This window comes from Caballeronia sp. GAWG1-1, from assembly GCF_023631465.1.
In the GTDB taxonomy this organism is placed as follows: domain Bacteria; phylum Pseudomonadota; class Gammaproteobacteria; order Burkholderiales; family Burkholderiaceae; genus Caballeronia.
Genome location: NZ_JALQDB010000002.1, coordinates 162,110 through 185,857, shown reverse-complemented (window position 1 = coordinate 185,857; position 23,748 = coordinate 162,110). Strand labels below are relative to the sequence as shown.

At 61.4% G+C, this 23,748-nt stretch carries 27 protein-coding genes; 8 read left to right on the top strand and 19 right to left on the bottom strand.

The genetic code is table 11. The features are described 5' to 3' along the window. The first annotated feature begins 261 nt into the window (after positions 1 to 261). Positions 262 to 1,191, top strand: coding sequence for a bifunctional helix-turn-helix transcriptional regulator/GNAT family N-acetyltransferase (locus NCT03_RS01275; protein WP_284502947.1), 930 nt, complete (start codon positions 262 to 264; stop codon positions 1,189 to 1,191). Between the two features lie 225 nt (positions 1,192 to 1,416). Here the strand turns inward: NCT03_RS01275 and NCT03_RS01270 are convergent, their stop codons facing one another. After that, a complete protein-coding gene (locus NCT03_RS01270) occupies positions 1,417 to 2,229 on the bottom strand; it encodes a MetQ/NlpA family ABC transporter substrate-binding protein (protein ID WP_250491727.1) in 813 nt (270 codons plus the stop codon). A gap of 201 nt (positions 2,230 to 2,430) precedes the next feature. Between NCT03_RS01270 and NCT03_RS01265 the strand changes: the two genes are divergently transcribed. After that, positions 2,431 to 2,727 (top strand): YciI family protein, encoded by a 297-nt coding sequence (locus NCT03_RS01265; RefSeq protein WP_250491726.1) that lies wholly within the window; start codon positions 2,431 to 2,433, stop codon positions 2,725 to 2,727. Positions 2,728 to 2,775: 48 nt separating this feature from the next. Here the strand turns inward: NCT03_RS01265 and NCT03_RS01260 are convergent, their stop codons facing one another. From NCT03_RS01260 to NCT03_RS01240, 5 genes are read right to left on the bottom strand one after another with little or no spacing between them, the layout of a single operon-like run. Then, a complete protein-coding gene (locus tag NCT03_RS01260; RefSeq protein WP_250491725.1) occupies positions 2,776 to 3,378 on the bottom strand; it encodes an SCO family protein in 603 nt (200 codons plus the stop codon). Next, positions 3,375 to 4,280 carry a heme o synthase gene (cyoE, locus tag NCT03_RS01255; RefSeq protein ID WP_244826887.1) on the bottom strand — a complete coding sequence of 302 codons (906 nt, stop codon included), beginning with the start codon at positions 4,278 to 4,280 and terminating at the stop codon, positions 3,375 to 3,377. The genes NCT03_RS01260 and cyoE overlap by 4 nt, the downstream gene beginning before the upstream one ends. Positions 4,281 to 4,289: 9 nt before the next feature. Beyond that, a complete protein-coding gene (locus NCT03_RS01250; protein WP_250491724.1) occupies positions 4,290 to 5,399 on the bottom strand; it encodes a COX15/CtaA family protein in 1,110 nt (369 codons plus the stop codon). A gap of 37 nt (positions 5,400 to 5,436) precedes the next feature. After that, positions 5,437 to 6,069 carry an SCO family protein gene (locus tag NCT03_RS01245; RefSeq protein WP_250491723.1) on the bottom strand — a complete coding sequence of 211 codons (633 nt, stop codon included), beginning with the start codon at positions 6,067 to 6,069 and terminating at the stop codon, positions 5,437 to 5,439. Between the two features lie 50 nt (positions 6,070 to 6,119). After that, the gene (locus NCT03_RS01240; RefSeq protein WP_250491722.1) at positions 6,120 to 6,875 is read right to left on the bottom strand and encodes an SURF1 family protein; all 756 of its coding nucleotides are present in this window, start codon (positions 6,873 to 6,875) and stop codon (positions 6,120 to 6,122) included. A 123-nt stretch (positions 6,876 to 6,998) separates the two neighbouring features. Between NCT03_RS01240 and NCT03_RS01235 the strand changes: the two genes are divergently transcribed. Further along, a complete protein-coding gene (locus tag NCT03_RS01235; RefSeq protein ID WP_244826883.1) occupies positions 6,999 to 7,208 on the top strand; it encodes a twin transmembrane helix small protein in 210 nt (69 codons plus the stop codon). 170 nt (positions 7,209 to 7,378) lie between these two features. Here the strand turns inward: NCT03_RS01235 and NCT03_RS01230 are convergent, their stop codons facing one another. The 8 genes from NCT03_RS01230 to NCT03_RS01195 form a co-directional block, all read right to left on the bottom strand. Then, on the bottom strand, positions 7,379 to 8,236 hold the full coding sequence (locus NCT03_RS01230) for a cytochrome c oxidase subunit 3 (protein WP_244826882.1): 858 nt from the start codon (positions 8,234 to 8,236) through the stop codon (positions 7,379 to 7,381). Between the two features lie 76 nt (positions 8,237 to 8,312). Beyond that, complete coding sequence (locus tag NCT03_RS01225; RefSeq protein WP_244826881.1) at positions 8,313 to 8,543, bottom strand: DUF2970 domain-containing protein; 231 nt, start codon at positions 8,541 to 8,543, stop codon at positions 8,313 to 8,315. 5 nt (positions 8,544 to 8,548) lie between these two features. Next, on the bottom strand, positions 8,549 to 9,118 hold the full coding sequence (locus NCT03_RS01220; protein ID WP_244826880.1) for a cytochrome c oxidase assembly protein: 570 nt from the start codon (positions 9,116 to 9,118) through the stop codon (positions 8,549 to 8,551). A 9-nt stretch (positions 9,119 to 9,127) separates the two neighbouring features. Then, entirely contained in the window at positions 9,128 to 9,268 is a 141-nt protein-coding gene (locus NCT03_RS01215; RefSeq protein ID WP_244826879.1) for a cytochrome oxidase small assembly protein, read from the bottom strand. A 66-nt stretch (positions 9,269 to 9,334) separates the two neighbouring features. After that, positions 9,335 to 10,948: a cytochrome c oxidase subunit I gene (ctaD, locus tag NCT03_RS01210; protein ID WP_244826878.1), complete on the bottom strand. Its 1,614-nt coding sequence runs from the start codon at positions 10,946 to 10,948 to the stop codon at positions 9,335 to 9,337. Positions 10,949 to 11,048: 100 nt separating this feature from the next. Continuing rightward, entirely contained in the window at positions 11,049 to 12,647 is a 1,599-nt protein-coding gene (gene coxB / locus NCT03_RS01205; protein ID WP_250491721.1) for a cytochrome c oxidase subunit II, read from the bottom strand. A gap of 56 nt (positions 12,648 to 12,703) precedes the next feature. Further along, positions 12,704 to 13,180 (bottom strand): DUF2244 domain-containing protein, encoded by a 477-nt coding sequence (locus NCT03_RS01200; protein ID WP_250491720.1) that lies wholly within the window; start codon positions 13,178 to 13,180, stop codon positions 12,704 to 12,706. A gap of 233 nt (positions 13,181 to 13,413) precedes the next feature. Continuing rightward, positions 13,414 to 14,397, bottom strand: a complete 984-nt coding sequence (locus tag NCT03_RS01195; protein ID WP_250491719.1) for a methyltransferase domain-containing protein — start codon at positions 14,395 to 14,397, stop codon at positions 13,414 to 13,416. 158 nt (positions 14,398 to 14,555) lie between these two features. Here NCT03_RS01195 and NCT03_RS01190 point away from each other — a divergent pair, with 158 nt between their 5' ends. Both NCT03_RS01190 and trmL read left to right on the top strand, forming a co-directional pair. Beyond that, positions 14,556 to 15,332, top strand: coding sequence for a phosphoribosyltransferase family protein (locus NCT03_RS01190; protein ID WP_502800334.1), 777 nt, complete (start codon positions 14,556 to 14,558; stop codon positions 15,330 to 15,332). 20 nt (positions 15,333 to 15,352) lie between these two features. Beyond that, complete coding sequence (gene trmL, locus NCT03_RS01185; protein ID WP_244826875.1) at positions 15,353 to 15,823, top strand: tRNA (uridine(34)/cytosine(34)/5-carboxymethylaminomethyluridine(34)-2'-O)-methyltransferase TrmL; 471 nt, start codon at positions 15,353 to 15,355, stop codon at positions 15,821 to 15,823. Between the two features lie 44 nt (positions 15,824 to 15,867). Here the strand turns inward: trmL and NCT03_RS01180 are convergent, their stop codons facing one another. The 4 genes from NCT03_RS01180 to NCT03_RS01165 form a co-directional block, all read right to left on the bottom strand. Next, on the bottom strand, positions 15,868 to 16,866 hold the full coding sequence (locus tag NCT03_RS01180; RefSeq protein ID WP_250491718.1) for an NAD(P)H-dependent glycerol-3-phosphate dehydrogenase: 999 nt from the start codon (positions 16,864 to 16,866) through the stop codon (positions 15,868 to 15,870). 51 nt (positions 16,867 to 16,917) lie between these two features. Continuing rightward, complete coding sequence (gene secB, locus NCT03_RS01175; protein WP_250491717.1) at positions 16,918 to 17,388, bottom strand: protein-export chaperone SecB; 471 nt, start codon at positions 17,386 to 17,388, stop codon at positions 16,918 to 16,920. Positions 17,389 to 17,482: 94 nt separating this feature from the next. Next, positions 17,483 to 17,743 (bottom strand): glutaredoxin 3, encoded by a 261-nt coding sequence (gene grxC / locus NCT03_RS01170; RefSeq protein WP_244826872.1) that lies wholly within the window; start codon positions 17,741 to 17,743, stop codon positions 17,483 to 17,485. Further along, a complete protein-coding gene (locus NCT03_RS01165) occupies positions 17,740 to 18,165 on the bottom strand; it encodes a rhodanese-like domain-containing protein (protein ID WP_244826871.1) in 426 nt (141 codons plus the stop codon). The genes grxC and NCT03_RS01165 overlap by 4 nt, the downstream gene beginning before the upstream one ends. Before the next feature lie 183 nt (positions 18,166 to 18,348). On the opposite strand from NCT03_RS01165, the gene gpmA reads away from it, so the two are divergent. The 3 genes from gpmA to NCT03_RS01150 all read left to right on the top strand — a co-directional run bounded on the left by gpmA (position 18,349) and on the right by NCT03_RS01150 (position 21,811). Then, complete coding sequence (gene gpmA, locus NCT03_RS01160) at positions 18,349 to 19,095, top strand: 2,3-diphosphoglycerate-dependent phosphoglycerate mutase (RefSeq protein ID WP_244826870.1); 747 nt, start codon at positions 18,349 to 18,351, stop codon at positions 19,093 to 19,095. A gap of 222 nt (positions 19,096 to 19,317) precedes the next feature. Then, entirely contained in the window at positions 19,318 to 20,898 is a 1,581-nt protein-coding gene (locus NCT03_RS01155; protein ID WP_244826869.1) for a S41 family peptidase, read from the top strand. Positions 20,899 to 21,046: 148 nt separating this feature from the next. Then, a complete protein-coding gene (locus tag NCT03_RS01150; protein WP_250491716.1) occupies positions 21,047 to 21,811 on the top strand; it encodes a HesA/MoeB/ThiF family protein in 765 nt (254 codons plus the stop codon). A 3-nt stretch (positions 21,812 to 21,814) separates the two neighbouring features. On the opposite strand, the gene ptsP is transcribed toward NCT03_RS01150, so the two are convergent. Then, positions 21,815 to 23,575 carry a phosphoenolpyruvate--protein phosphotransferase gene (ptsP, locus tag NCT03_RS01145; protein ID WP_244826867.1) on the bottom strand — a complete coding sequence of 587 codons (1,761 nt, stop codon included), beginning with the start codon at positions 23,573 to 23,575 and terminating at the stop codon, positions 21,815 to 21,817. Between the last annotated feature and the right edge of the window lie 173 nt (positions 23,576 to 23,748).

Here is a 23,748-nt window from a genome sequence, read left to right as displayed (position 1 = left end):
TCACTTGATGCCAACAGGCAATAACATCGCAAAATCAATGGTTTATAACAACAATAACATCAACAACTTGGAGACGACAGCCATCGGGATTTACCCTCATGTCAAGCCCAAAACTACAAAATGGTCTACATATCGACGGGCGCTTAAAATCAGGCCAATTGGCAATAGCACGATCGTTCTTTCTTTGGCACAATGGTGCAATTGGTTCGGAATCGCAACTAATTAAATAATAAAACTGATTATTGAGAGAGATAAAAGTCGATGGGCTCTTCAGATCCGAGTCGAGCGGTAGACGTCGTCAGACGCTTTAATCGCTTCTTCGCTCGCCATGCGGGCGCCTTGCACGAGCGGCTTCACAAAAGCCACTTTTCCCTAACGGAGGTGCGCATCCTCCACGAACTTGCGCACGATCGCGCACGCACCGCAGCCGACTTATCGCGCAATCTGGGCCTGGACACAGGCTACCTGAGCAGGCTGCTCACCAACTTCCAGAAGCTCGGGCTTATTGTGCGCGGCAGGAACGAATCCGACGGCCGCGCGCATTTGCTCACCATTACAGCGGACGCGCGAGCCAAGGTCGACGAGATCGACCTGCATGTCTCGGCCGAAGCGGCCACTCTGCTCAGTCGGCTCACAGCCGGCGAGATCGAGCAGTTATCCAATGCAATGATCGACATCGAGCGGCTGCTCAGTCCTCATCATGGCGAAGGCCACAACACGCGTTTGCGCAGCCCTCGCCGTGGCGACTTCGGCTGGATCGTCGAGCGTCACGCGCATCTGGAATCATCCGACCGTGCGGCCCATTCCAACGAAGCCTATTCGGCGAAAGTCGTCGCGCGTTTTCTCGGCGCCGTGCAGAGTGGAACGCCACGCATCGCTTGCTGGGTGGCGGAACGTGAAGGCGCCGCGCGCGTCGGCGCGGCGCTCTTAAGCGCGCAGTCGGAGAAAGAGGCGCGCATCGAGTTGTTGTTCGTCGAACCGGGCGCGCGTCGGCGGGGCTTGGGCGTGCAGCTCGTATCTGCCTGTACGAACTTCGCGCATGGCGCGGGCTACGATAACGTGATCTGCCGGATGCCAATGGTGCATGAGGACCTGTGCGCGCTATTCAAACGCACTGGCTTCACGGCGAAGCAGGATGGCGATTCGGGTGTGATCTGGCATCGCGAGCTTCGGCGTGTTTATGCGGACTGAGGGCTGATTTCGCTCGCTCGTCGTGTCGCTTCAGATGAAGAGAGACGGCAGCGAGCATTTTAGTCACGTCGCGCCATGTGAAAGAAGGCGATACGCACGTTATCGGCGTGGTAATGCTTCGAGATGTTTGCGTGGACCGAGTGCTGACATAGCCCTCGGTCCCAAAGGCGTCGGACAGCAAAACGGCGTCCCAAGGGACGCCGTTGGCAAACCGTGCGTTCTCGATCAGAACGAAGGTACAACCGAGCCTTTGAACTCGCTCTTCATGAACTGGCGCACGTCTTCGGACTGATACGCTGCGACCAGCTTCTTCACCCACGGCTGGTCTTTGTCCTTGGCGCGCACGGCGATCAAGTTCGCGTAAGGGCTGTGCACGTCCTCTAGCGCGATAGCGTCCTTGGTCGGCTGCAAGCCCGCCGCCAGCGCGAAGTTCGTATTGATGGCGGCGGCATCGACGTCTGCGAGCGTGCGTGGCAGTTGCGCGGCGTCGAGTTCGAGTAGCTTGAGCTTCTTCGGGTTCTCGGCGACATCCAGCGGCGTCGCGCTGTTTCCGTTCATGCCAGCGCCGGCCTTGAGCTTGATCACGCCCTGCGCTTGCAGCAAAAGAAGCGCTCGGTTTTCGTTCGACGGATCGTTCGGCACCGCGACCTTCGCGCCTTGCGGCAGATCCTTCAGCGACTTCAGCTTCTTCGAATACACGCCAAGCGGCGAGATATAGGTCAGTCCCGCATTCACGATCTTGTAGCCGCGCTGCTTCACCTGACTGTCGAGATACGGCTGATGCTGGAAGCTGTTGGCGTCGAGGTCGCCAGCATCGAGTGCGGCGTTCGGCTGCACGTAATCGTTGAACTCGATCACCTTGACGTTCAGGCCTTCGCGCTTCGCGACCTTCTGCACGACTTGCCAGATTTGCGCGTCGGGTCCGCTGATGGTGCCGACCTTGATGACCTTGTCATCGGCATGCGCGGTGACGCTAATGAGATAAGCGGCAGACGCCGCGACGACGGTAAGAGCTTTAAGCAAATTTCTGCGCTGCATGGTGTTCCTGTTTCAATACGAGGTTGCTGCAAAGTTGCCGCTTGAGTGCCCGCGATGGATTCATCGCCCTCGGTCGATGCCAACCGGGAAACGAATGTTCGCACGGCTTTGGTGCGACGGAAAAGACAGAATGTTCATGTCGATATCCGGCTCGCGCTTTGACGTCTAGAATCGCTACAGACCGATTTCTGAGACACCATCATGTACGTGATCAATCTGCGTTATACCGGCGCTCTTGCGGAAATCGACGATGCGCTCGAAGCCCATCGCGAGTATCTGCAGCGCTACTTCGCCGCTGGTGTCTTCGTGATCGCGGGCCCGAAAGTGCCGCGCGAAGGCGGCATCATTCTGGCGTCGGCTATCGAGCGTGAGCGGCTCGACGCGATCATCGCGGAAGATCCGTTCGCGCAGCAGAACTTGGCTCACTACGATGTCACCGAGTTCAAGGCGACACGTCTTGCGCCCGGACTGAAGTTGCCGGAGCCTGCCGCGGAATGAAGAAAGCGGCCCGCAGGCCGCTTTCTCCAAACCAACGATGCGCCGATCTCAGTCGATCAGCAGCTTCAAGTCATGCACCCACGCCTCGACGCCCTGACCGTCGCGCGCGAAAAGACGCAGTTTGCCGTCCTTGTCGAACACATAGCTCGCGGCGGTGTGATCCATCGTGTAGTCGTCCGCCGTCTTGCCGTTGGACTTCGCGTAGTACACGCGGAAATCCTTCGCGATTTTGGCAAGCTCGGCGTCGTTTGCCGGCCGCAAGCCGACATACGTCGGGTTGAACGCCGTCACGTATTGCCCGAGAAGATCGGGCGTGTCGCGCGCGGGATCGACCGTGACCATGAGCACCTGCACGTCCTTCGCTTTACCGCCGAGTTGCTGCAATGCTTGCGAGAGTTCGGCGAGCGTGGTCGGGCAGACATCCGGGCAATGCGTATAGCCGAAAAACAGAACCACGGCCTTGCCTTTGAAGTCACCGAGCGTGCGCGTCTTGCCGCTGGTGTCGGGCAACGAGAAGTCGCTGCCAAACTGCCTGTTGCCCGTGATGTCGAGGTTCTTGAAATCGGGCGCCTTCTCGCATGCAGAGAGCAACGCCATGCTCGCCAGCGCGAGCAAAAGCGGAGCGAGCATCTTGCGAAAGAAAGCCCTCATGCACCGATCACCGTGCGAACGTAATGATCGACCAGAAGCGCGCCGAACAAGAGCGACAGATACACGATCGAATAACGGAAGGTCTTGCGCGCCAGCGCGTCCGAGTAATCGCGATAAATCTTCCACGCGTAACCGAGAAACACCGCGCCCAGCGCAACCGCGCTCGCCAGATAGATCACGCCGCTCATGCCCGAGATGAACGGCATCAGCGTGACCGCGAACAGGATGACCGTGTACAGGAAGATATGCAGACGCGTGTACTGCTCGCCATGCGTGATAGGCAGCATGGGCAGACCGGCGTTTTCGTAATCCTTCTTGCGATACAGCGCGAGCGCCCAGAAATGCGGCGGCGTCCAGACGAAGATGATGAGCACGAGAATCCACGCGTCGCCGGGAACCGCACCCGTAACGGCCGCCCAACCGAGCGCCGGCGGCATGGCACCCGAAGCGCCACCAATGACGATGTTCTGCGGCGTGTAAGGCTTGAGCAGCAACGTATAGATGACGGCGTATCCCACGAACGTGGCAACCGTCAGCCACATCGTGAGCGGATTGGTGAACGTATAGAGCGTCCACATGCCGATACCGCCGAGCACCGCCGAGAACGTGAGAATCTGCGCGCTCGTGATTTGCCCGCGCGCCGAAGGACGCCACGCGGTGCGACGCATCTTGGCATCGATCTTCTGTTCGACGAGGCAGTTGATGGCGAATGCAGCGCCCGCCAGCAGCCAGATGCCGACCGCGCCACCAATCAAAACGGTCCACGGCACCATGCCGGGCGTGGCGAGGAACATGCCGATGACGGCGCAGAACACGGCAAGCTGCGTGACGCGCGGCTTGGTCAGCGCAATGTATTGCGATACGCGGCTGCCAAGCGGGGAGTGAAGTGTCGTGCTATCCATGATGTGGAGTCACGCTGAAACGATGTCGCGCGCGGGAACCGCGGCGCGGCCGGGACGGCTGGAAGAGATTCGAAAGTTTAGCATAACGAGTAGTAGCAACAGGATGGCAGCCCCGCCATTGTGCGCCACTGCGATAGGCAGCGGCCACTGCAACACGATATTGGACAAACCTGTAAAAAATTGAATCAGGATAACGACGAGCACGGCCGTCGCGGGCGTGCGTAGGGACTCGAAACGGCGCAGCATCGCGGCGAGCCAGAGCAGATAAAGCACGACCACTATCGCAAACGTGCGATGCGTCCAATGGATTGCCACCAACGCGTCCTGCGAGATGACGTCGCCGTCGCCGGTCATGCCGAGCGCGCGCCATAAGTGGAAACCGTGTTCGAAGTTCATCGGCGGAATCCATTGGCCATTGCAGAGCGGAAAGTCCGTGCAGGCGAGCACCGCGTAGTTCGTACTGACCCAGCCACCCAGCGCAATCTGCACGACGAGCAACACGATGCCGACGATCGCGGCCGGCATCCATCGCGCGGCGGCCGGGTCGAACGAGGGAATCGGCGTTTGCCGCGCGGCGAGCCAGCCGAGCGCGGCCAGCAACGCAAGCCCGAGCAAGAGATGCGTCGTGACGATGACCGGCTGCAACTTGAGCGTGACGGTCCACGCGCCAAAAGCGCCTTGCAGCAGAATGAGCGCGAGGATGCCCGTCGGCCACCACGGCGAAACATGCAGCGCCTTTCGTCTGATGCGCGCGGTCCACGCAATGACGACCTGCGCGATGATCAGCACGCCGATCGCCATCGCAAAGTAGCGATGCAGCATCTCGATCCACGCCTTCATCGGGCTGACCGGACCAGTGGGCATGGCCTGATGCGCGGCCGCGATCTGCGCGTGCGCGATGAACGGCGACGCCGTGCCATAACAGCCCGGCCAGTCGGGACAGCCAAGGCCGGAATCGGTCAGGCGCGTGAAGCCGCCGAACATGATCAGATCGAGCGTCAGAAAAGTGGTTAGCCAGACGAGCTTCCTGAACTTGTTGTCATCGGCCTTGACCCAGACGAACGAGAGCGGCAGCAGCGCAATGCATAGGCCGATCAGACCGAGTTCTAATACAAACATACTTTCACCTTCGTTTTGGTCGTGGCGTCCCGGCGTATCAGCCGATGCGCGACCACTTCAATAGCTTCGCCACGTCCGTGTTGATCTTCTTGGGATCGGGGTCCTTCGGGAAGCGCATCATCAGGTTGCCGTTCGGATCGACAAGATAAATGTGATCCGAAAGCTTCGTGCCGGCGTCCACCGGCAGCCATCCCGAGAGGGCTTGTTCGTTCGTCACGAGCATGCGTGTGTCCGGTTGCGGATACGCGGTTTTGATGACATTCGCGACGGGCTTGTCGTCCGTGCGCAGCCAGACGTTCAGCACGCGCTCGCGCTCGCCCGACTGTAGCGCGCGCACCTGCCGCATGAAATAGAGGCGCTTCACGCAGACTTCGTCGCAATCGCTGCCGTTGACGGTGATCATCAGCCACTTGCCTTCGAGCGACTTGAGTGGCACCGGCTGACCTTTTTCATCGGCGACAACGATCTGTTCCGGAATCGGCCGTTGCGGTTCGATCAACGTACCGTAGCTCGTCGTGCCGCCCGCGGGCTTGACGACGTAGTACATCAGATACGAGGCGATCACCGGCGCCGCGCAGACCAGCGCGAGCAGTACCAGCATCCACCGGCCGCTGATCCAGGAGCCTTTTTTCGCGGGCGGTCGGGTTGTAGTGGTGCGTTGAGCTTGCATGGATTCTCTGTTCGGTCGATGTCACTTCCATTGGACGCGGCATCATGGGTTCATGCTTCTTTCGCGGCCTCGTCGTCGGCGGCTTCGGCGGCGGCGGCCGGGTCGCTGTCTTTCCTCGCGGCGCGCCGTGCGGCATACAAGCCGAAGGCGATGGCCGCTGCCGCCATGCCCCACCACTGGAACATGTAGCCGTAGTTGCGATCGACGCCAAGCGTGGCCGCCGGCCAGTCGCGCACGAGCTTGTCGGCGGTGGCGCTCGTCTGTTGAATCACGAACGGCTGAAACGCGAGCCCGGTTTCCGCCGCATACGAGGCGACGTTCAGGTTTTGCCGGATCTGCTGACGCGCAGCGGAGCCGCCGCTGCCGAGCTCGAACGCCTCCGATGCATTCGAGCGCGCGATGCCCTTCACGTCCACGATGCCTTTCGGCGTCTCATAGGGCTCGATGCCCGTACGGTCCGCCATGTTGCGCGGCAGCCATCCGCGATTCACGAGCACGTAGCCGCCGCCCTCGAGTTTAAGCGGCATCACGACATAAAAGCCCGGCTGGTCGTTATACGGACGATTGTCCAAATAGACGACGCGCTCCGGCATGAACTCGCCGCGCGCCTCGACGCGATGGAATTCGATCGACTTGAGCGGCAACGGATCGACACTCACGCGTCGTGCGGGCGCATTCTCGAACGCGACGATCTGCGCGTTCAGCGCTTCCTTCTGATGCGCGCGGTCGCGCTGCCAGAAGCCGAGCCGCAGAGTGATTGCGACGACGATCAGGATCAGCACCGTGGGCCAGAGGCGGATTTTCATGCCGCACGCTCCGGAACCGACGCCGCACGCACCGATTCATCGAGTGCGATAATGAGACGACTCGTTTTCATATTGCTCACGGCGTTTCGCGAGCGGTCGATGCAACTATCGCAGGCTGGTTTCATGCACATCATCGTTGCTATTGCATTCATCCTCATCATTGGCAGCCTGGGCTCGGCCCTGTACTTCATGATGACCGATAAAGGTCAGACGAAGCGCATGGTGTGGTCGCTCGCCACGCGCGTCGGGCTGTCCATTTCGCTCTTCCTGTTCATCCTGTTTGCGCACTGGATGGGCTGGATTCAATCGACCGGCATTCCGCTCGGACGATAACGCGTCTCGAAGGTTTCCCACGCGGGACCGATTGTCGCGGCGCGACACAATCGCGCGCATTCACTCACGTCCCAAAACAAAACGCCGCCCGCGAAGGTCGAGGGCGGCGTGGCATGTCTTGCGTGACAGCGTGCGCGCCGAATTGGCGCGTCCTCGCTCGAAGCAAACGCTTACAGCCAGTAGACGACGACGTACAGCCCGAGCCACACGACGTCGACGAAGTGCCAGTACCACGCGGCGCCCTCGAAGGCGAAATGATGTTCCGCCGTGAAGTGGCCGCGAATCAGGCGCACGCAAACGACCGCGAGCATGGTGCCGCCAAGGAACACGTGAAAACCGTGGAAGCCGGTGAGCAGGAAAAACGTCGAGCCGTACACACCCGACGAAAGCGTCAGGTTCAGTTCGTTGTAGGCGTGGAAGTATTCGTAGCCCTGGCAAAACAGGAAGATCACGCCCAGCGCGACTGTCGCGGCCAGCCAGATGATGGCCTTTCGGCGATGATCTTCACGCAGCGCATGGTGAGCCACCGTGAGCGTCGCGCCCGAGGAAAGCAAGAGCGCCGTGTTGATGGTCGGCAGCGGCCACGGCACCATCGAGCGGAAATGCGGCACCAGCGCGGCGGGGCCGTTGTTCGGCCACACGGCGGTGAAGTCCGGCCAGATCAGCTTGTAATCAAGGCTGCCGAGTTCGTGCATGGCAATGGCGCGCGCATAAAACAGCGCGCCGAAAAACGCCGCGAAGAACATGACTTCGGAGAAGATGAACCAGCTCATGCTCCAGCGATACGACACGTCGACGTTCTTGCCGTACATGCCGCCTTCGGATTCGGAGATGGCGTCGCCGAACCAATGCCACAGCACGAACAGCAGAAACAGCAGGCCGACGAACGTGGTGGCAGGCGCCCACGAATGACCGTTCACCCACGCCGCCAACGAGGACAGCATCACCAGCAAACCGCACGCAGCCATGATCGGATGGCGTGACGGATGCGGCACGAAATAGTACGGGCTCTCGTTTTGACCGCTCATTTGATTCTCCACTTCGATCCAGTTGCTTGAGTTTTCTTGTATCGCCGCGCGTTCGACCGCTCGCCCGACGTTTCTTCTATCCGACTACCGCGCGCACCACCAGCAGCAATACGACGATGAACACCACCGCGCCGATCACCCCCGCCGCGATCAAATGCAGCGGCTTCAACTGCGCGGCGTCGTTTTCCAGATCCGCCCGGCGGCGCACGCCGAAGAACGACCAGAACACCGCCTTCACGAGCTTCAGGAAACCGCCGCCATTGCGTCCGTCACGTCCATTGCGTCCATTTCGTGCTTCTGGGTTCATGATCATCACGTTCCCTTGGCCGCGGGTTTCGGTGTGTCGAGTTCGAAGAACGTGTACGACAGCGTGATCGTCTTGACGTCCTTCGGCAGCTTCGGGTCCACGACGAACACCACCGGCATGCGCTTCGTCTCGTTGGGCCCGAGCGTCTGCTGCGTGAAGCAGAAGCATTCGATCTTCTTGAAGTACTCGGTGGCCTGCTTCGGCGCATAGCTCGGAATGGCCTGCGCCTTCACCGTGCGGCCTTGCTCGTTGGTCACCTGGTACATCACCGTCATCACTTCGCCGGGGTGGATGTCGAGACTGTTCTGCTCCGGCTTGAACTGCAGCGGACCGCGCGCGTTCGCATCGAACTCGATGGAAATCGTGCGGCTCGCGTCGACCTGCGTGTTCTTCGCCTCGCGCGCGCTCGCATCGCGCTGCACGAGATTGTTGATGCCGGTGATCTGGCAAATTGCCTTGTACATCGGCACCAGGGCGAAGCCGAAGCCGAACATCATCGCGGCCACGACGAAGAGCTTCACCAGCATCGACCGATTGAACGACCGGTCGACTTGAGAATCATCCTGAGTGGACACTTGGCTTTCCTACCCTCGCGACAACAGGTATTGCCTGACGACGATACCCAGAAAGAAGACGGCGGCAATCAACATCATGATCAAACCGAGCCGCTTGTTGCCCGCGCGGATTTCTTCGGGCGAACGTCTTTTTTGTGGATTCGGGGCCATGCTTCCTTTGATCTTTGTGACTGCAAGGCTTCGGAGCGAAGCCTTGCAGCCTTCGAAACCAGACTATTATTCGACCGTTGGCGGTTGCTCGAAGGTATGGAACGGCGCCGGGCTCGGCACGGTCCATTCCAGTCCTTCCGCGCCATCCCACGGCTTGTCGCCTGCCTTTTCCAGCTCACCACCGCCGCGATACGTCGGCAGCGCGACCGCGAACAGAAAGTACACCTGCGCGAGACCGAATCCGAACGCACCGATGGTCGCAACCTGGTTGAAGTCCGTGAACTGCGCCGGGTAATCCGCATAGCGACGCGGCATGCCGGCGAGACCCAGGAAGTGCATCGGGAAGAAGGTGATGTTGAAGAAGATCAGCGACGCCCAGAAATGGATCTTCCCGCGCATCTCGTTATACATCCAGCCCGTCCACTTAGGCGCCCAGTAGTACCAGCCCGCGAACAGCGCGAAAAGCGAACCCGCCACCAGCACGTAGTGGAAGTGCGCCACCACGTAGTAAGTGCCGTGCATCTGGATGTCGAGCGGGGCCATGGAGAGGATCAGGCCCGTGAAGCCGCCCATCGTGAACACGAACAGGAAGCCGATTGCAAATAGCATCGGCGTCTCGAAGGTCAGCGCGCCGCGCCACATCGTCGCGACCCAGTTGAACACCTTCACGCCTGTCGGAACGGCGATCAGCATGGTCGCGTACATGAAGAACAGCTGGCCCGTCACCGGCATGCCCGTGGCGAACATGTGGTGCGCCCAGACCATGAACGAGAGAATCGCGATCGACGACGTGGCGTACACCATCGAGCTATAGCCGAAAAGCGGCTTGCGCGAGAACGCCGGAATCACCTGCGAGACGATCCCGAACGCCGGCAAGATCATGATGTAGACCTCGGGGTGTCCGAAGAACCAGAAGATATGCTGGTACATGACCGGATCGCCGCCGCCCGCCGCATTGAAGAACGACGTGCCGAAGTGACGGTCGAACAGCACCATGGTGATGGCGCCTGCCAGAACCGGCATCACGGCGATCAGGAGGTACGCGGTGATGAGCCACGTCCATGCGAACATCGGCATCTTCATGAGCGTCATGCCGGGCGCGCGCATGTTCAGGATCGTCACGACGATGTTGATGCCGCCCATGATCGACGACGCACCCATGATGTGGACCGCGAAGATGGCGAAGTCCATGCCCGGGCCCATCTGCGTGGAAAGCGGCGCGTAAAGCGTCCAGCCCGCTGCGGTCGCGCCGCCCGGCACGAAGAACGAGCCGACCAGCAGAACCGCGGCGACCGGCAGGAGCCAGAAGCTGAAGTTGTTCATGCGCGCGAACGCCATGTCCGACGCGCCGATCTGCAGCGGCACCATCCAGTTCGCGAAGCCGACGAACGCCGGCATGATCGCGCCGAACACCATGATGAGGCCGTGCATGGTGGTCAACTGGTTGAAGAACTCGGGACGCATGATCTGCAGTCCCGGCTCGAACAGCTCGGCACGAATGCCAAGCGCCATCACGCCTCCGGAGAGGAACATGATGAAGGAGAACAACAGGTACAGCGTCCCGATGTCCTTGTGGTTGGTGGCGAAAAGCCACCGGCGCCAGCCATGCGGCAACTCGTGCGCATGGTCGTCGTGCGCGTGGTCGTGACCCGCGGCTACATCGTGTCCGATGCTAGACATGACAATCATCTCCTAAAGCAAATACTCGGGGCACTTGGCTATGAAGCGGACCTTTCCGTGGCTCGCAGTGTTGCGATGAGGGAAAGGTGCGCTCGTCAGGTCAAGCAGCCGGACTGATTTCTACGCGACGGGCTTCCTTCGCATCCGTGCCGCCCGTGACGGACTCGGGCTTTTTCAACACGATACGATCTTCCGATACACCTGCTGCCTTCAACGCGTCGCGCACGGTTTGCGCGCGTTGCTTGGCGAGTTCCGCGTTCAGGTCGGCGCCTCCGGAGGCATCCGTGAAGCCGGAAATAGCGAGCTTCGCTTCGGGATGCGCCTTGGCATAGGCCGCTGCGGCCTGAACCGCGTCGTTGGCTTCCGCGGGCAGCGTGCTCTTGCCCGTTTCGAAATAGATGCTCGCGGGCAGATTGGCGCTCGCCGTTGCCTCGGCACCGGACGCCGCCGCAGCCGGCGCCGCGCTTGCGGCTTCGGGCGTTGCCGCAGCCGCTGTCTTCTGACCGCCGCCTTCGGGCATCTTGCCATTGCGCGCGTCGGCAACTTGCTTCGGCTGCAGAATGTCGCCCGTATGGTTGCCCCAGGTATTGCGCTCGTAAGTGATGACCGATGCGATCTCGACATCGTTGAGCGTACTCTGCCACGGCGGCATGGCGCCCTTGCCGTGCAGCACGATGCTCACGTGGTCCGCGATCGGGCCGTTGGCAACCTTGCTGCCGTCGAGCGCCGGGAACGGACCGCCGCCCTTGCCGGTCGGCTGGTGGCAAACCGCGCAGTTCGACGCGTAGACTGCCGCGCCGCGCGTCTTCAGCTCGTCCATCGTGTAGGTCTTGTTGGGATCGTCGGCGGATGCGGCCAGTTTCTTCTTTTGCGTGTCGACCCACTTCGCGTAGTCGTCGGCGGAAAGCACTTCGACGACCACCGGCATGTACGCGTGTTCCTTGCCGCAGAGTTCGGTACAGAAGCCACGGAAAGTGCCGATTTTCTCGGCCTTGAACCAGGTGTCGCGCACGAAGCCGGGAATGGCGTCCTGCTTCACGCCGAAGGCCGGCACGTACCACGAGTGAACGACGTCGTTCGCTGTGGTGATGATGCGAATTTTCTTGTCGACCGGCACGACGAGCGGATTGTCCACTTCCTGCAGGTACAACTCGGAGATCGGCTTCTGGCCGTTCACTTCGCTTCGCGGCGTGGTGAGCGTGGAGAGGAAGCTGATGCCCTCGCCCGGACCCTTCACGTAGTCGTAGCCCCATTTCCATTGGTAGCCGGTGACTTTGACGGTGAGGTCGGCGTTGCTGGTGTCCTTCATTGCGACGACGGCCTTGGTGGCCGGCAGCGCCATCAACACGACGATGACGAACGGCACGATCGTCCAGATGATTTCGACCGTGGTGCTTTCGTGGAAATTAGCGGGCTTGTGGCCTTTGGACTTGCGGTGCGCAATGAGCGAATAGAACATCACCCCGAACACGCCAAGAAAAATGACGAGACAGATGATGAGCATGAACGTATGGAGGCCGTAGAGCTCCTCGGCGATCTTCGTCACTGGCGGCTGAAAGTTCAGCTCGTTTACAGCTGGGCCGCCAGGACTGTCGTTGACCGCCAGGGCTACGCCGGCGTTCAGCAGTGCGCCTGCCGCCAGCACGCCCGAGAGGGCTCGCTTGATTGTTTTCATAGCATCCTTACCCAAAATTTCCATTCAAACCCTCGACCCCCGTGGGCATCGCGCCGAGCCGTCAGGCCACATCATGCCTCTTAAGCAGAGCGTCTCAGCGACGCTCGCAGCTCGGCAGCAAATTGTTTGCGACGATGCTGTGCAAGGTGTTGTCCGATTTTCACCGATTGACCGCGCGACACGATCGTGAGCGGCTCTCTCGGCATCGCACCCGTTTCGACCCGCACCCAGCGCGGATTGAATTCAAACTGCGTCAGTTCCTCGGCGTTCATCTGCTCGATCAACAAGCGGTTTTCAAACAACCGGATTCGTTCGTAGTCGACTGCGTGCCGCGCGTAGATGAGAAACGCGACGCCGACCACGGTCAGCTCGATCCCGGTGAACGGCAGCACCAGCCAGGCGCCGTTCAGAAACAAGAGCGTTGCGATGAGAAAGGAAAACAGCGCCAGCGACAGATAAAAGACCACGAACTGACGCGGCGAAGCGGAGCAGTTCCGTTTCATCAGCCAGTCTTTGATGACTGGCTCGTCGTCTGTCAGCGCGTGGCTTGCTTGCATCGCCGCCTCCTTCCCATCCGCATGCAATCACATACTTTTGCTCGGATTTCGCCCAAATTTGTCACAGCCCGGGCGACAAACTGACGCATTATAGGCGCGTCGGGTAGTATCCACAAGCAAGGGTCGTAACGTCTGAAACCCAAGCGCCACAAGCTTCTGCGCCCTTTTGACGCACCTTTTGGCGCTGCTTTTGCCCGCAAATTTCAGACATAACTGACGCCCTCTTTACCCCGTCACCGATTCCGTTTTGGGCCTCGTCCTATATCTTCCAGCCGAATGATTCCGTGACCTTCGGCGGTCGTGCGCGGCACCGCTTTCCATGCATGACCGTAGATCACTTCGAACGTGAGCGGGATCGTTCCGTCGTCGCGACGCAAGGCTTCGAGCGCGCTGTGAACCGCGCTGCGTCTGGCTTTCACGTCGATTTGCGAGTCTGCGGCCGCGCTTCGTTCGAACGGATAAGCACCCCAGCGCGTGACATCGGCAAGCAAGGATTCCGGCGAACGGTAAGTGATGGTGAGCACCTCCTGATCCATCACGGGAATCTCGAAGCCGCTTTCCACCAGCATGTCGCCCAAGTCGTGCATGTCGACGAAATCGATCGTATGCGGCTGCGGCGGCAAGCCCAGCGTGCGCTCGGCCTCGCGATACGCCGCGGCGAGCTCACGCAGCGTGTCTGGGCCGAAGGTGCTGAACATGAGAAGGCCGTTGACCTTCAGCACGCGTTGCCACTCAGGGAAAACGAGGTCGGGCCGCGAATGCCAGTGCAGCGCGAGGTTCGACCAGAGCATCTCGAACGCGCCCGATGCGAACGGCAGCTCGGAGAAATCCGCCTGCGCGAGTTGCGGTCCGCGCGCGCCGAAGGCCTTGGCGAGCGTGGCCGGCAGGAACCGCCGCCAGCCCGCGCCGTTTTCGGCTTCCGCCGATTCCGCATCGCGGGCGCGCGCGAGCATCGCGGAAGAAATATCGACACCCAGTACCGATGCCTCCGCAAAGCGCTCGCGCAGCGCGGGCAGATCCGCGCCCATGCCGCACGCCGCATCCAGCACGCGCGTCGGCGCGACCTTGATGTATTCGAGGCGCTCGCGCATCCGGCCGGCAATCTCGCGAGGCAGGAACGCGACTTCGTCGAAAGTCGCGGCGCGACGGTCGAAGATCGCGCGCAAACGGCGCGAATCATAGGCCGGTCGGCTAGTTTGAGGGGGCGTTTGGGACATGACGATCTATTCGCGAAGAGTGCGAAGTATACTCGGTCGTCTTGAAATCAGCCCGTGCTTAGGGCCGATACGGGGCATAACCGTTCCGATTGTTTCTCCGCACGTGCATGCGCTCGTCCGAGTTCGTTGCCTGTTGCCTACCATTCGTCCGCGCCGCCATGAATGTCTTCAGCAATTTCTTCCCGTCATCCGCACGCGTCGCGATGACCGCGCGCGGACTTGGGAAACGGCTGCTCGATGCCGCGCTGCCCAGCCAGTGCGCGTTATGCGGCAATTTGTCGCAAGACGTAGTGTGCAGCGATTGTGACGGCCAGTACTGGAACGAGTCGCGCCTGAGATGCGCGACCTGCGCGCTTCCGCTGGCGGCGTTTGCGCTGGACCGAGAACGCGAAGATACGCGGATGCACTGTGCGGCGTGCCTCGACAATCCGCCTGCGTTCAACGACACGATCGCGCTTGCCGACTATCGCGCGCCACTCGACACACTGGCCGTCGAGTTGAAGTTTCGCGCGCGGCTGGCGACAGGCGCGACATTCGCGCGGCATCTCGCTGCGTTGTTCGATGACAGCGATCTGCCTTTACCCGACGTGATCGTGCCGGTGCCACTATCGCGCCAGCGCCTTGCCGCGCGCGGCTACAACCAGGCGTGGGCGATTGCGCATCCGCTCGCGCGTCGCATGCGCGTTCACGGTGACGCCGCGCTCGTCGTGCGCAGAATCGACACCGCGCAGCAATCCAAGCTCGATCTCGATACGCGCCGCCGCAACGTTGCATCCGCGTTCGAAGTAAAGGGCGACGTGCGCGGCAAGCATGTCGGCGTGGTCGATGACGTGATGACCTCCGGCGCCACGCTCGATGCCCTCGCGCGCACGTTGAAGCTGGCGGGCGCGCGGCGCGTCAGCAATTTCGTGGCGCTGCGCACCCCCAAAGATTAACCAATCCACCACTGCAATCCATGTTCAACGTCGTACTCGTCGAGCCCGAAATTCCGCCGAACACCGGCAATGTGATCCGCCTGTGCGCCAACACGGGCGCGCGTTTGCATCTGATCGAGCCGCTCGGCTTTCCGCTCGACGACGCCAAAATGCGCCGCGCCGGTCTCGATTATCACGAGTACGCGGAGATGAACGTGCACGCCAACTGGAGCGCCTTCCTCGCGAAGGAAACGCCCGACCCAGCGCGCATGTTTGCCTTTACCACGCGCGGCTCGACGCCCTTTTTCGATCACGCGTTCCAGCCCGGCGACTGGTTTGTGTTCGGCGCGGAAACACGCGGTCTTGCGGCCGACTTGCTGGATGGTTTTCCGACGCAACAACGCGTGCGCCTGCCCATGCGTCCGGGCAACCGCAGCCTGAATTTGTCGAACACGGTGGCAATCGTCACGTTCGAGGCGTGGCGTCAGGCCGGATTCGACGGTGGCGAGTGAGCGTCGTGAACCGCTTCGGTCCGCGTCGCGACGCAGACTAAAAGCTACTCGGCCTTCGCGTCCCGGCTGAGCAGCGCCTGCACCGCGTGGCGCGGCGTGACGTTATCGAAAAGTACGCGGCATACCGCCTGTGTGATCGGCATGTCGATGCCACGCGACTGCGCAAGCGAAAGAACCGCGCGCGCGCAGCGCACGCCCTCAGCTACATGCCCGAGCGCCGCGAGAATCTCGTCGAGCGTGCGGCCGCTCGCCAGTTGCACGCCGACCGTGCGGTTGCGCGAAAGGTCGCCGGTTGCGGTAAGAATCAGGTCGCCGAGGCCCGTGAGACCGGTGAAAGTCTCCGCGCGCCCGCCCAATGCGACGCCGAGCCGCGACATTTCCGCGAGACCGCGTGTGATGAGCGCCGCCCGCGCGTTGAGGCCGAGGCCGAGGCCATCGGAGATGCCGGTGGCGATGGCGAGCACGTTCTTCACCGCGCCGCCCACTTCGACGCCGACGATATCGTCGCCGGTATAGATGCGCATGGCGCCATGATGAAACGCGGTCACCGTGCGCGTGCCCAAGGTCGCCGATGCGCTCGCAACTGTCAGCGCAACTGGCAAACCACGTCCGACTTCGCGCGCGAAACTCGGACCCGACAGCGTGCCGTTACTGACATGGTCAGGCAATTCGGCCGCGACGACCTCGTTCGGAAGGCACTGCGTATCCGCTTCGAAGCCCTTGCATAGCCAGAGAATATGCGCGGGAACGGTGCCCGCCTGGCGCATCGAGCGGCACATGGCGCGCAGGCCCGCGACGGGCGTCGCGACGACGCACAACGCGTCGTCAGCGGCGGCGTGTGCGAGGGCCGCGTTGAAATCGGCGGAATACGCCAGCGCTTCTGGCAGGCCTACGCCCGCGAGATATCGCGCGTTTTCATGCGTTTGGGTAAGCGATTCGATGAGCGCGCCATCGCGCGCCCAGAGCAACGTGTCGTGCCGTGCCGCGAGGTGGCCCGCTAATGCGGTGCCCCACGCGCCGGCGCCGAGGACGGCTACTTTCATGCTCGGCTCCGGTTAGGCAGAGTGAGACCAGACTGGTTGATACGTTAAGCGTCAGTGCGTCGCGCCGTTCGCCGTGCCTTCCTGCGAGCCCGCAAGTTGCGACAGGCGCTGCTCGTACAAGGCCTGGAAGTTGATTTCGGCGAGGTGGATCGGCGGGAAACCGGCGCGGGTGATCGCATCGGCGATATTCGAGCGCAGGTACGGGAACAGGATGGTCGGGCACGCAATGCCGACGAGCGGGTCGATCTGTTCAGCCGGAATATTGCGAATGTCGAAGATACCTGCTTGCTTTGCTTCGATCAGGAATGCCACCTTGTCCGTGACTTTGGCCGTAACCGTGCCTGTTACCAGCACTTCGAAGACACTTTCAGCCAGACGGTCGGCCTTGACATCGACTTCGACCTCAACCGCGGGCATGTCCTGTTCGAGGAAGATGGCGGGCGAGTTCGGCTGCTCGAGCGACATATCCTTCAGATAAATGCGCTGGATGTTGAAAAACGGTTGGTTATTCTCGTCGGACATAATGGTTTCCTAGATGATTCGAAGTTCGGCGCGCTTGTCTCTCGGCGTGCGCGCCTTCGCCGCCGGCGCAATGCGCGAGCGGCGCGCGGTGGTGTCAGGCCGACTCGAGAAGCGGCACGAGACCGCCCTTGCGGTCCAGCGCCGAAAGATCGTCATATCCGCCGACGTGCGTGTCGCCGATATAAACCTGCGGCACGGTCCGGCGGCCGGTGCGCGTCATCATTTCCTCGCGACGGCCCGGCTCACGGTCGATCAGCACCTTCTCGATGTTTTCGACCCCGCGGGACTTTAAAAGACGTTCGGCCATCTGGCAATACGGGCACACTTGGGTGCTGTACATGAGGACTTTGTTCACTTGACTGCTCCTTGTTTCACGACCGGCATTCCGGCCTTTTGCCAGGCATCCACACCGCCTTGCAAAACATGGACCTCAGCGTAGCCAGCCTCCGAAACGGCGCGGCTGGCACGCTGCGATTGTTGACCGGTCTGGCACACGAGCACGACCGGATTGCCTTTATTTTTGGCGATCTGGCCAATTTTTGCTTGGAGCTCCGTCTGCTCGATATTGCGGGCCGACGGCAAATGGCCCTGCGCGAACTCGGACGCGGGCCGCAAATCGACAACCACAGCGTTGCGCCGGTTGATGAGCGTAACGGCTTCAGCGGCCGAAATGCCGCCACGGCCGCGCCGCATGAGGACAGGCCAAAGCAGCAGCGCGCCGGAGATGAGCGCAATCGCGATGAGTGCGAGATTCGTGTAATCAGTGAAAAACTTCACGTCGAGGGCCGCCGAAAGGTAGTAATGAAGGAAGAAAGGGAAATGAGGGCAATCCGAACATTATAAAATAACCGTCTACCGCGATGGCCTTGTCCATCCGGCCGATGGCGGCACCCCGCGCGCGTGGGCAGGATATCGGGGGTGCGATCGGCGCACCGCTTCCTAACTGACCGACCTACAAACATGTACAAGCTAGTGCTCATCCGCCACGGCGAATCGACGTGGAACAAGGAAAACCGCTTCACCGGCTGGGTGGATGTCGACCTGACCGAGCAGGGCAATCGCGAGGCACGCCAGGCAGGCGTGCTGCTGAAGGAAGCGGGCTATACCTTCGACATCGCTTATACCTCCGTGCTCAAGCGCGCCATCCGCACGCTCTGGCACGTGCAGGACGAAATGGACCAGATGTACATTCCGGTCGTTCATTCGTGGCGTCTGAACGAGCGTCACTATGGCGCGCTTGCCGGGCTGAACAAGGCCGAGACCGCGAAGAAGTACGGCGACGACCAGGTGCTCGTCTGGCGCCGCAGCTACGACACGCCGCCGCCCGCGCTGAATCCGGACGACGAACGCGCCTCCTTTAACGACCCGCGCTATGCCCGCGTGCCGCGTGAACAACTGCCGCTTACCGAGTGCCTGAAAGACACGGTCGCGCGCGTGCTGCCCATGTGGAACGAGTCAATCGCGCCGGCCATCAAGTCGGGCAAACAGGTCGTGATCTCGGCGCATGGCAATTCCATCCGTGCGCTCGTGAAGTATCTGGACAATATTTCGGATGACGACATCGTCGGACTGAACATCCCGAACGGCGTCCCGCTCGTATATGAACTGGACGAGAACCTGAAGCCCATCCAGCATTACTACCTGGGCGATCCGGACGCCATCGCGGCGGCGCAGGCGGCTGTCGCCAAGCAGGGCAAGGCGGGATAAGCACGACAAGCGCTTTGCATGCGCGGACCACGGCGGTCCGCGCGCCGATGTCCGCTCGCTGACAGTCTTCCGTCGCGCCCGACACATTCGTCGCAGAGCCCGCTGTTTCAAGCGCTGCGTGCCCGGGCATTTAAGTTGCGTTTAAGTCGTCATTGAAGGTGAGCGGGTATACTGGCCCGTCACCCACGATGCAGCCCATTCGTTTTCCAAACGCACTCCTCTATGCGAAAGAACCTGAAAAACTTCGGTCTCATAGCCGCGGGCGTTGCTGCCGGCGCACTTGCAACTCTGCAGATTTCCGCGTCCGCCCAGCAAGCGGCCTCATCGCCGCTGCCGCTCGATCAATTGCGGCTCTTCGCCGAAGTCTTCGGGCAGATCAAGCACGAATACGTCGAACCCGTTGATGACAAGAAGCTCCTCACCGCCGCCATCAAGGGCATGGTGTCGAGCCTCGATCCGCACTCGTCGTATCTCGACAAGACCGATTACGAAGAGCTTCAGGAACAGACCAAGGGCCGTTTCGCGGGCCTCGGCATCGAGATTTCCTCGGAAGACGGTCTCATCAAGGTCATCTCGCCTATCGAAGACACGCCTGCGTTCCGTGCCGGCATTCGTCCGGGCGACCTCATCACGCGCATCAACGACAAGCCGGTGCGCGGCATGACGCTCGACAAGGCCGTCAAGCAAATGCGCGGCGAACCGGGCACCAAGGTCACGCTCACCATCTTCCGCAAGAGCGACGACCGCACGTTCCCGCTCACCGTCACGCGTGCGCTCATCCGCGTGCAATCGGTCAAGATGAAGGTGCCTGAGCCGGGCTATGGCTATATCCGCATCACGAGCTTCCAGGAACGCACGGTGCCGGACCTCGCGGCCAAGCTGCAGGATCTCGCGCGTCAACAACCGAACCTGAAGGGCCTCGTGCTCGACCTGCGCAATAACGGCGGCGGTCTGTTGCAGAGCGCGGTCGGCGTGGCGGGCGCATTCCTGCCGGACAACTCGGTGGTCGTGTCGACCAACGGCCAGATCGCGGACGCGAAGCAGACTTTCCGCGACACCTACGACAACTATCGTTTGCCCTCCTTCGATTCCGATCCGCTGAAGAGCGTGCCGGACATTTTCAAGAAGGTGCCGATGGTCGTGCTGACCAACGCCTACTCGGCGTCGGCATCGGAAATCGTGGCGGGCGCGTTGCAGGATCATCACCGCGCGCTGATCGTCGGTAAGACGACCTTCGGCAAGGGCTCGGTGCAGACGGTGCGCCCGATGACCGCGGACACCGCGCTGCGTCTGACAACGGCGTACTACTACACGCCGAGCGGCAAGTCCATCCAGAACCAAGGCGTGCGCCCCGATGTGCCGGTGGATCAATACGCGGATGGCGACCCCGACGACGCGCTCGTCACGCGCGAAGTCGATTATTCGAATCACCTCGCCAACACGCAAGACCCGAACGAGAAGAAGGAATCCGAACAGCGCGAGCAGGACCGCCTGGAACAACTGCGCATTCTCGAAGAGCAGAACGACAAGAAAACGCCGGAGCAGCGTCGCAAGGATCGCGAACGCAAGCCGGTGGAGTTCGGCAGTTCGGACGACTTCATGCTTGCGCAGGCGTTGAACAAGCTGGAAGGCAAGACGGTCGTCGAATCGAAGTCGTACAGCGAACGCAAGCTCGCACAGAACAAGCCGGGACGTTCGGCTTCGGCGCCGGTGGTTGCGGCGCCCGCGCTGCCGGCCACGCCGGGTTCGGCGCCGGCATCGGGCGCGGAACCGGCTTCGTCGCCCACGGCTCAGTCGAAGTAAGAGGCAGTGCAACATCAGCAGTACGGCTTCGCGGTCACGCGCCGCGAAGCCTTTCCTCCCGCGCGCGCTTAGAATATCCGCCTCAAGCGCGCCGCTTCCACGGCGTTCCCTTCGCAGCACAGACAGCGCGTTGCCACGCGCCCGCTCGATGAACGACGACCAACTTCTCCGCTATTCCCGCCATATTCTCGTCGATGAAATCGGCATCGAAGCGCAGCAGCGCTTTCTCGATGCTCACGCGATCATCGTCGGCGCGGGCGGCCTAGGCGCGCCTGCCGCGATGTATCTCACGGCAGCGGGAATCGGCAAGCTGACCCTCGTCGATGCCGATACCGTCGACCTCACGAATCTGCAACGGCAGATCGTGCACGCGACGCGTTCGGTCGGAGAGGCCAAAGTGGAATCCGCGTGCGCGACGCTCAACGCGCTGAATCCGGATGTCGAGATCGAAGCGGTCAACGCGCGTGCCGACGCGGCCTGGCTCGATGCTAACGTGCCGGGCGCGTCGGTCGTGCTGGATTGCAGCGACAACTTCGCCACGCGTCACGCAATCAACGCCGCGTGCGTCGCGCATGGCGTCCCGCTCGTGTCGGGCGCGGCCTTGCGTTTCGACGGGCAGATCAGCACGTTCGATTTCCGCTCGGAGCAATCGCCGTGTTATGCGTGCGTGTTTCCGCCGGATCAGGCGTTCGAGGAAGTCGCGTGTTCGACGATGGGCGTGTTCTCGCCGACCGTGGGCATCATTGGCGCAATGCAGGCGGCGGAGGCGCTACGCGTGATCGGCGGCTTCGGCGAAACGCTCGCCGGCCGGCTGATGATGCTGGATTCACTGCGCATGGAGTGGAACACGATGAAGATCGCGCGCCAGGCCGATTGCGTGGTCTGCGGCGAGCGGCATGCGCGTGCTTCGTAAGCCTCAAATCTTCTGAAGCCGCGCCAACGCTGCTTGCAATTCATCCGGCTCGTAAGCCGCGAGCACGTCCGCTACGGGCTTATCGAATGCCTTGAGATTCGAGCGCAAGATTTCCTGCTTCACGACAAGCAACTGGCTCGGATGCATCGAAAACTCGGTCAGACCGAGCCCGAGCAACAAGCGCGTGACCGTCGGATCGCCCGCCATCTCACCACATACCGACACCGGTACGCCGGCGCGCTTCGCTTCGCGCAGCGTGAACGCGATCAGATTCAGCACGGCCGGATGCAGCGGATCGTACAGATGCGCGACCGCGTTATCCGCGCGGTCGATGGCGAGCGTGTATTGGATCAGATCGTTGGTGCCGATCGACAGAAAATCCAGCCGGCTCAGGAAGAGCCGCACGGCGATGGCGGCGGCGGGAATTTCGATCATCGCGCCGACCTGAATCTGGCGGTCGTAGGCGATGCCCGCGTCGTCGAGTTGACGCTTCGCCTCGCGGATCAGATCGAGCGTCTGATCGATCTCCTGCGCGTGCGCGAGCATTGGAATCAGAATCTTGGTCGGACCGAACGCGGATGCGCGCAAGATGGCGCGCAGTTGCGTCATGAACATTTGCGGCTCGGACAGACTCCAGCGAATGGCGCGCAGCCCGAGCGCTGGGTTCGGCGCGACTTCGTAGCCGTCGCCGGCGCTCATCGAATCGAGTGGCTTGTCCGCGCCGACATCGATCGTGCGAATGGTCACCGGCTTGCCGTTCATCAGTTCGATCGCGCGCTTGTAGGCCTCGAACTGCTCCTCTTCCTCCGGCAACTGGTTCTTATGATTCATGAAGAGAAACTCGGTGCGAAAGAGGCCGACGCCCATCGCGCCCGCTTCCACCGCGACCTTCGCATCCTCGGGCAGTTCGATGTTCGCGCACAGCTCGATCTTCGTGCCGCATAAGGTTTGCGTCGGCGAAAACTTGAGGCGCTGCAGCTTGCGCTGCTCCAGCACCTTTTCGCTTTGCCGGTACGAATACTCTTCGAGCACGATCGGCGCGGGATCGACGATGACAATGCCGTGATCGCCGTCCACGATGATGAGATCGTTCTGACGAATCAGCACGCTCGCCTGCTGCACCCCGACCGACGCGGGAATGCCGAGACTACGCGCGACGATCGCCGTATGCGACGTGCGGCCGCCGAGATCGGTGACGAAACCTTTGAATGCTTGCGTCTTGAACTGCAGCATGTCGGCCGGCGCGATGTCGTGCGCCACGACGATCATCTCGTTGTGGCCGTTGCTCGCAACCGTATGCGCCACCATCGATGCAGTGGTCGGCGCGCCTGCAAGCGCCTTGAGCAGCCGTTCCACCACTTGCTCGATATCCGCCTTCCGTTCGCGCAGATATTCGTCTTCGATTTCGTCGAAATAGCGGCTCAGGATTTCGAGTTGTTCGGTGAGCGCCCATTCGACGTTGTAGCGCCGCGTGCGAATCAGATCGATGACTTCCTGCACGAGCATGGCGTCGTTCAGGATCATCATGTGAACGTTGATGAACGCTGTCATTTCGCCAGGCGCGTCCGCGGCCAGGTCGTTGCGAAGCGTTTCGAGTTCGGCGAGCACGCCCGCTTGCGCGGCATAAAACCGCGCGATTTCAGCGTCGATCTGGTCCGGATCGATAAGATAGTGAGCGACATCGAGCGCCGCAGGCGCGATCAGATACGCTCGCCCAATGGCGATGCCTCGTGAGACGGGAATTCCATGCAGCGTGAAGGACACGCGCACCTCCTCTGTAGTTTCTGCGCGGTCTCTCGGGGCCTGCGGTAGGCGCTTCGGACCGCGCTAGCATTATAAGTTCGAATGAGGCTGCGGTCGCCGAACGGCCGTCGCAGCGAGGCGCGGCCGTTTGTCCTGCAAAGAACGCGGACGTAAAAAAGCCGCGTCGAAGCGCG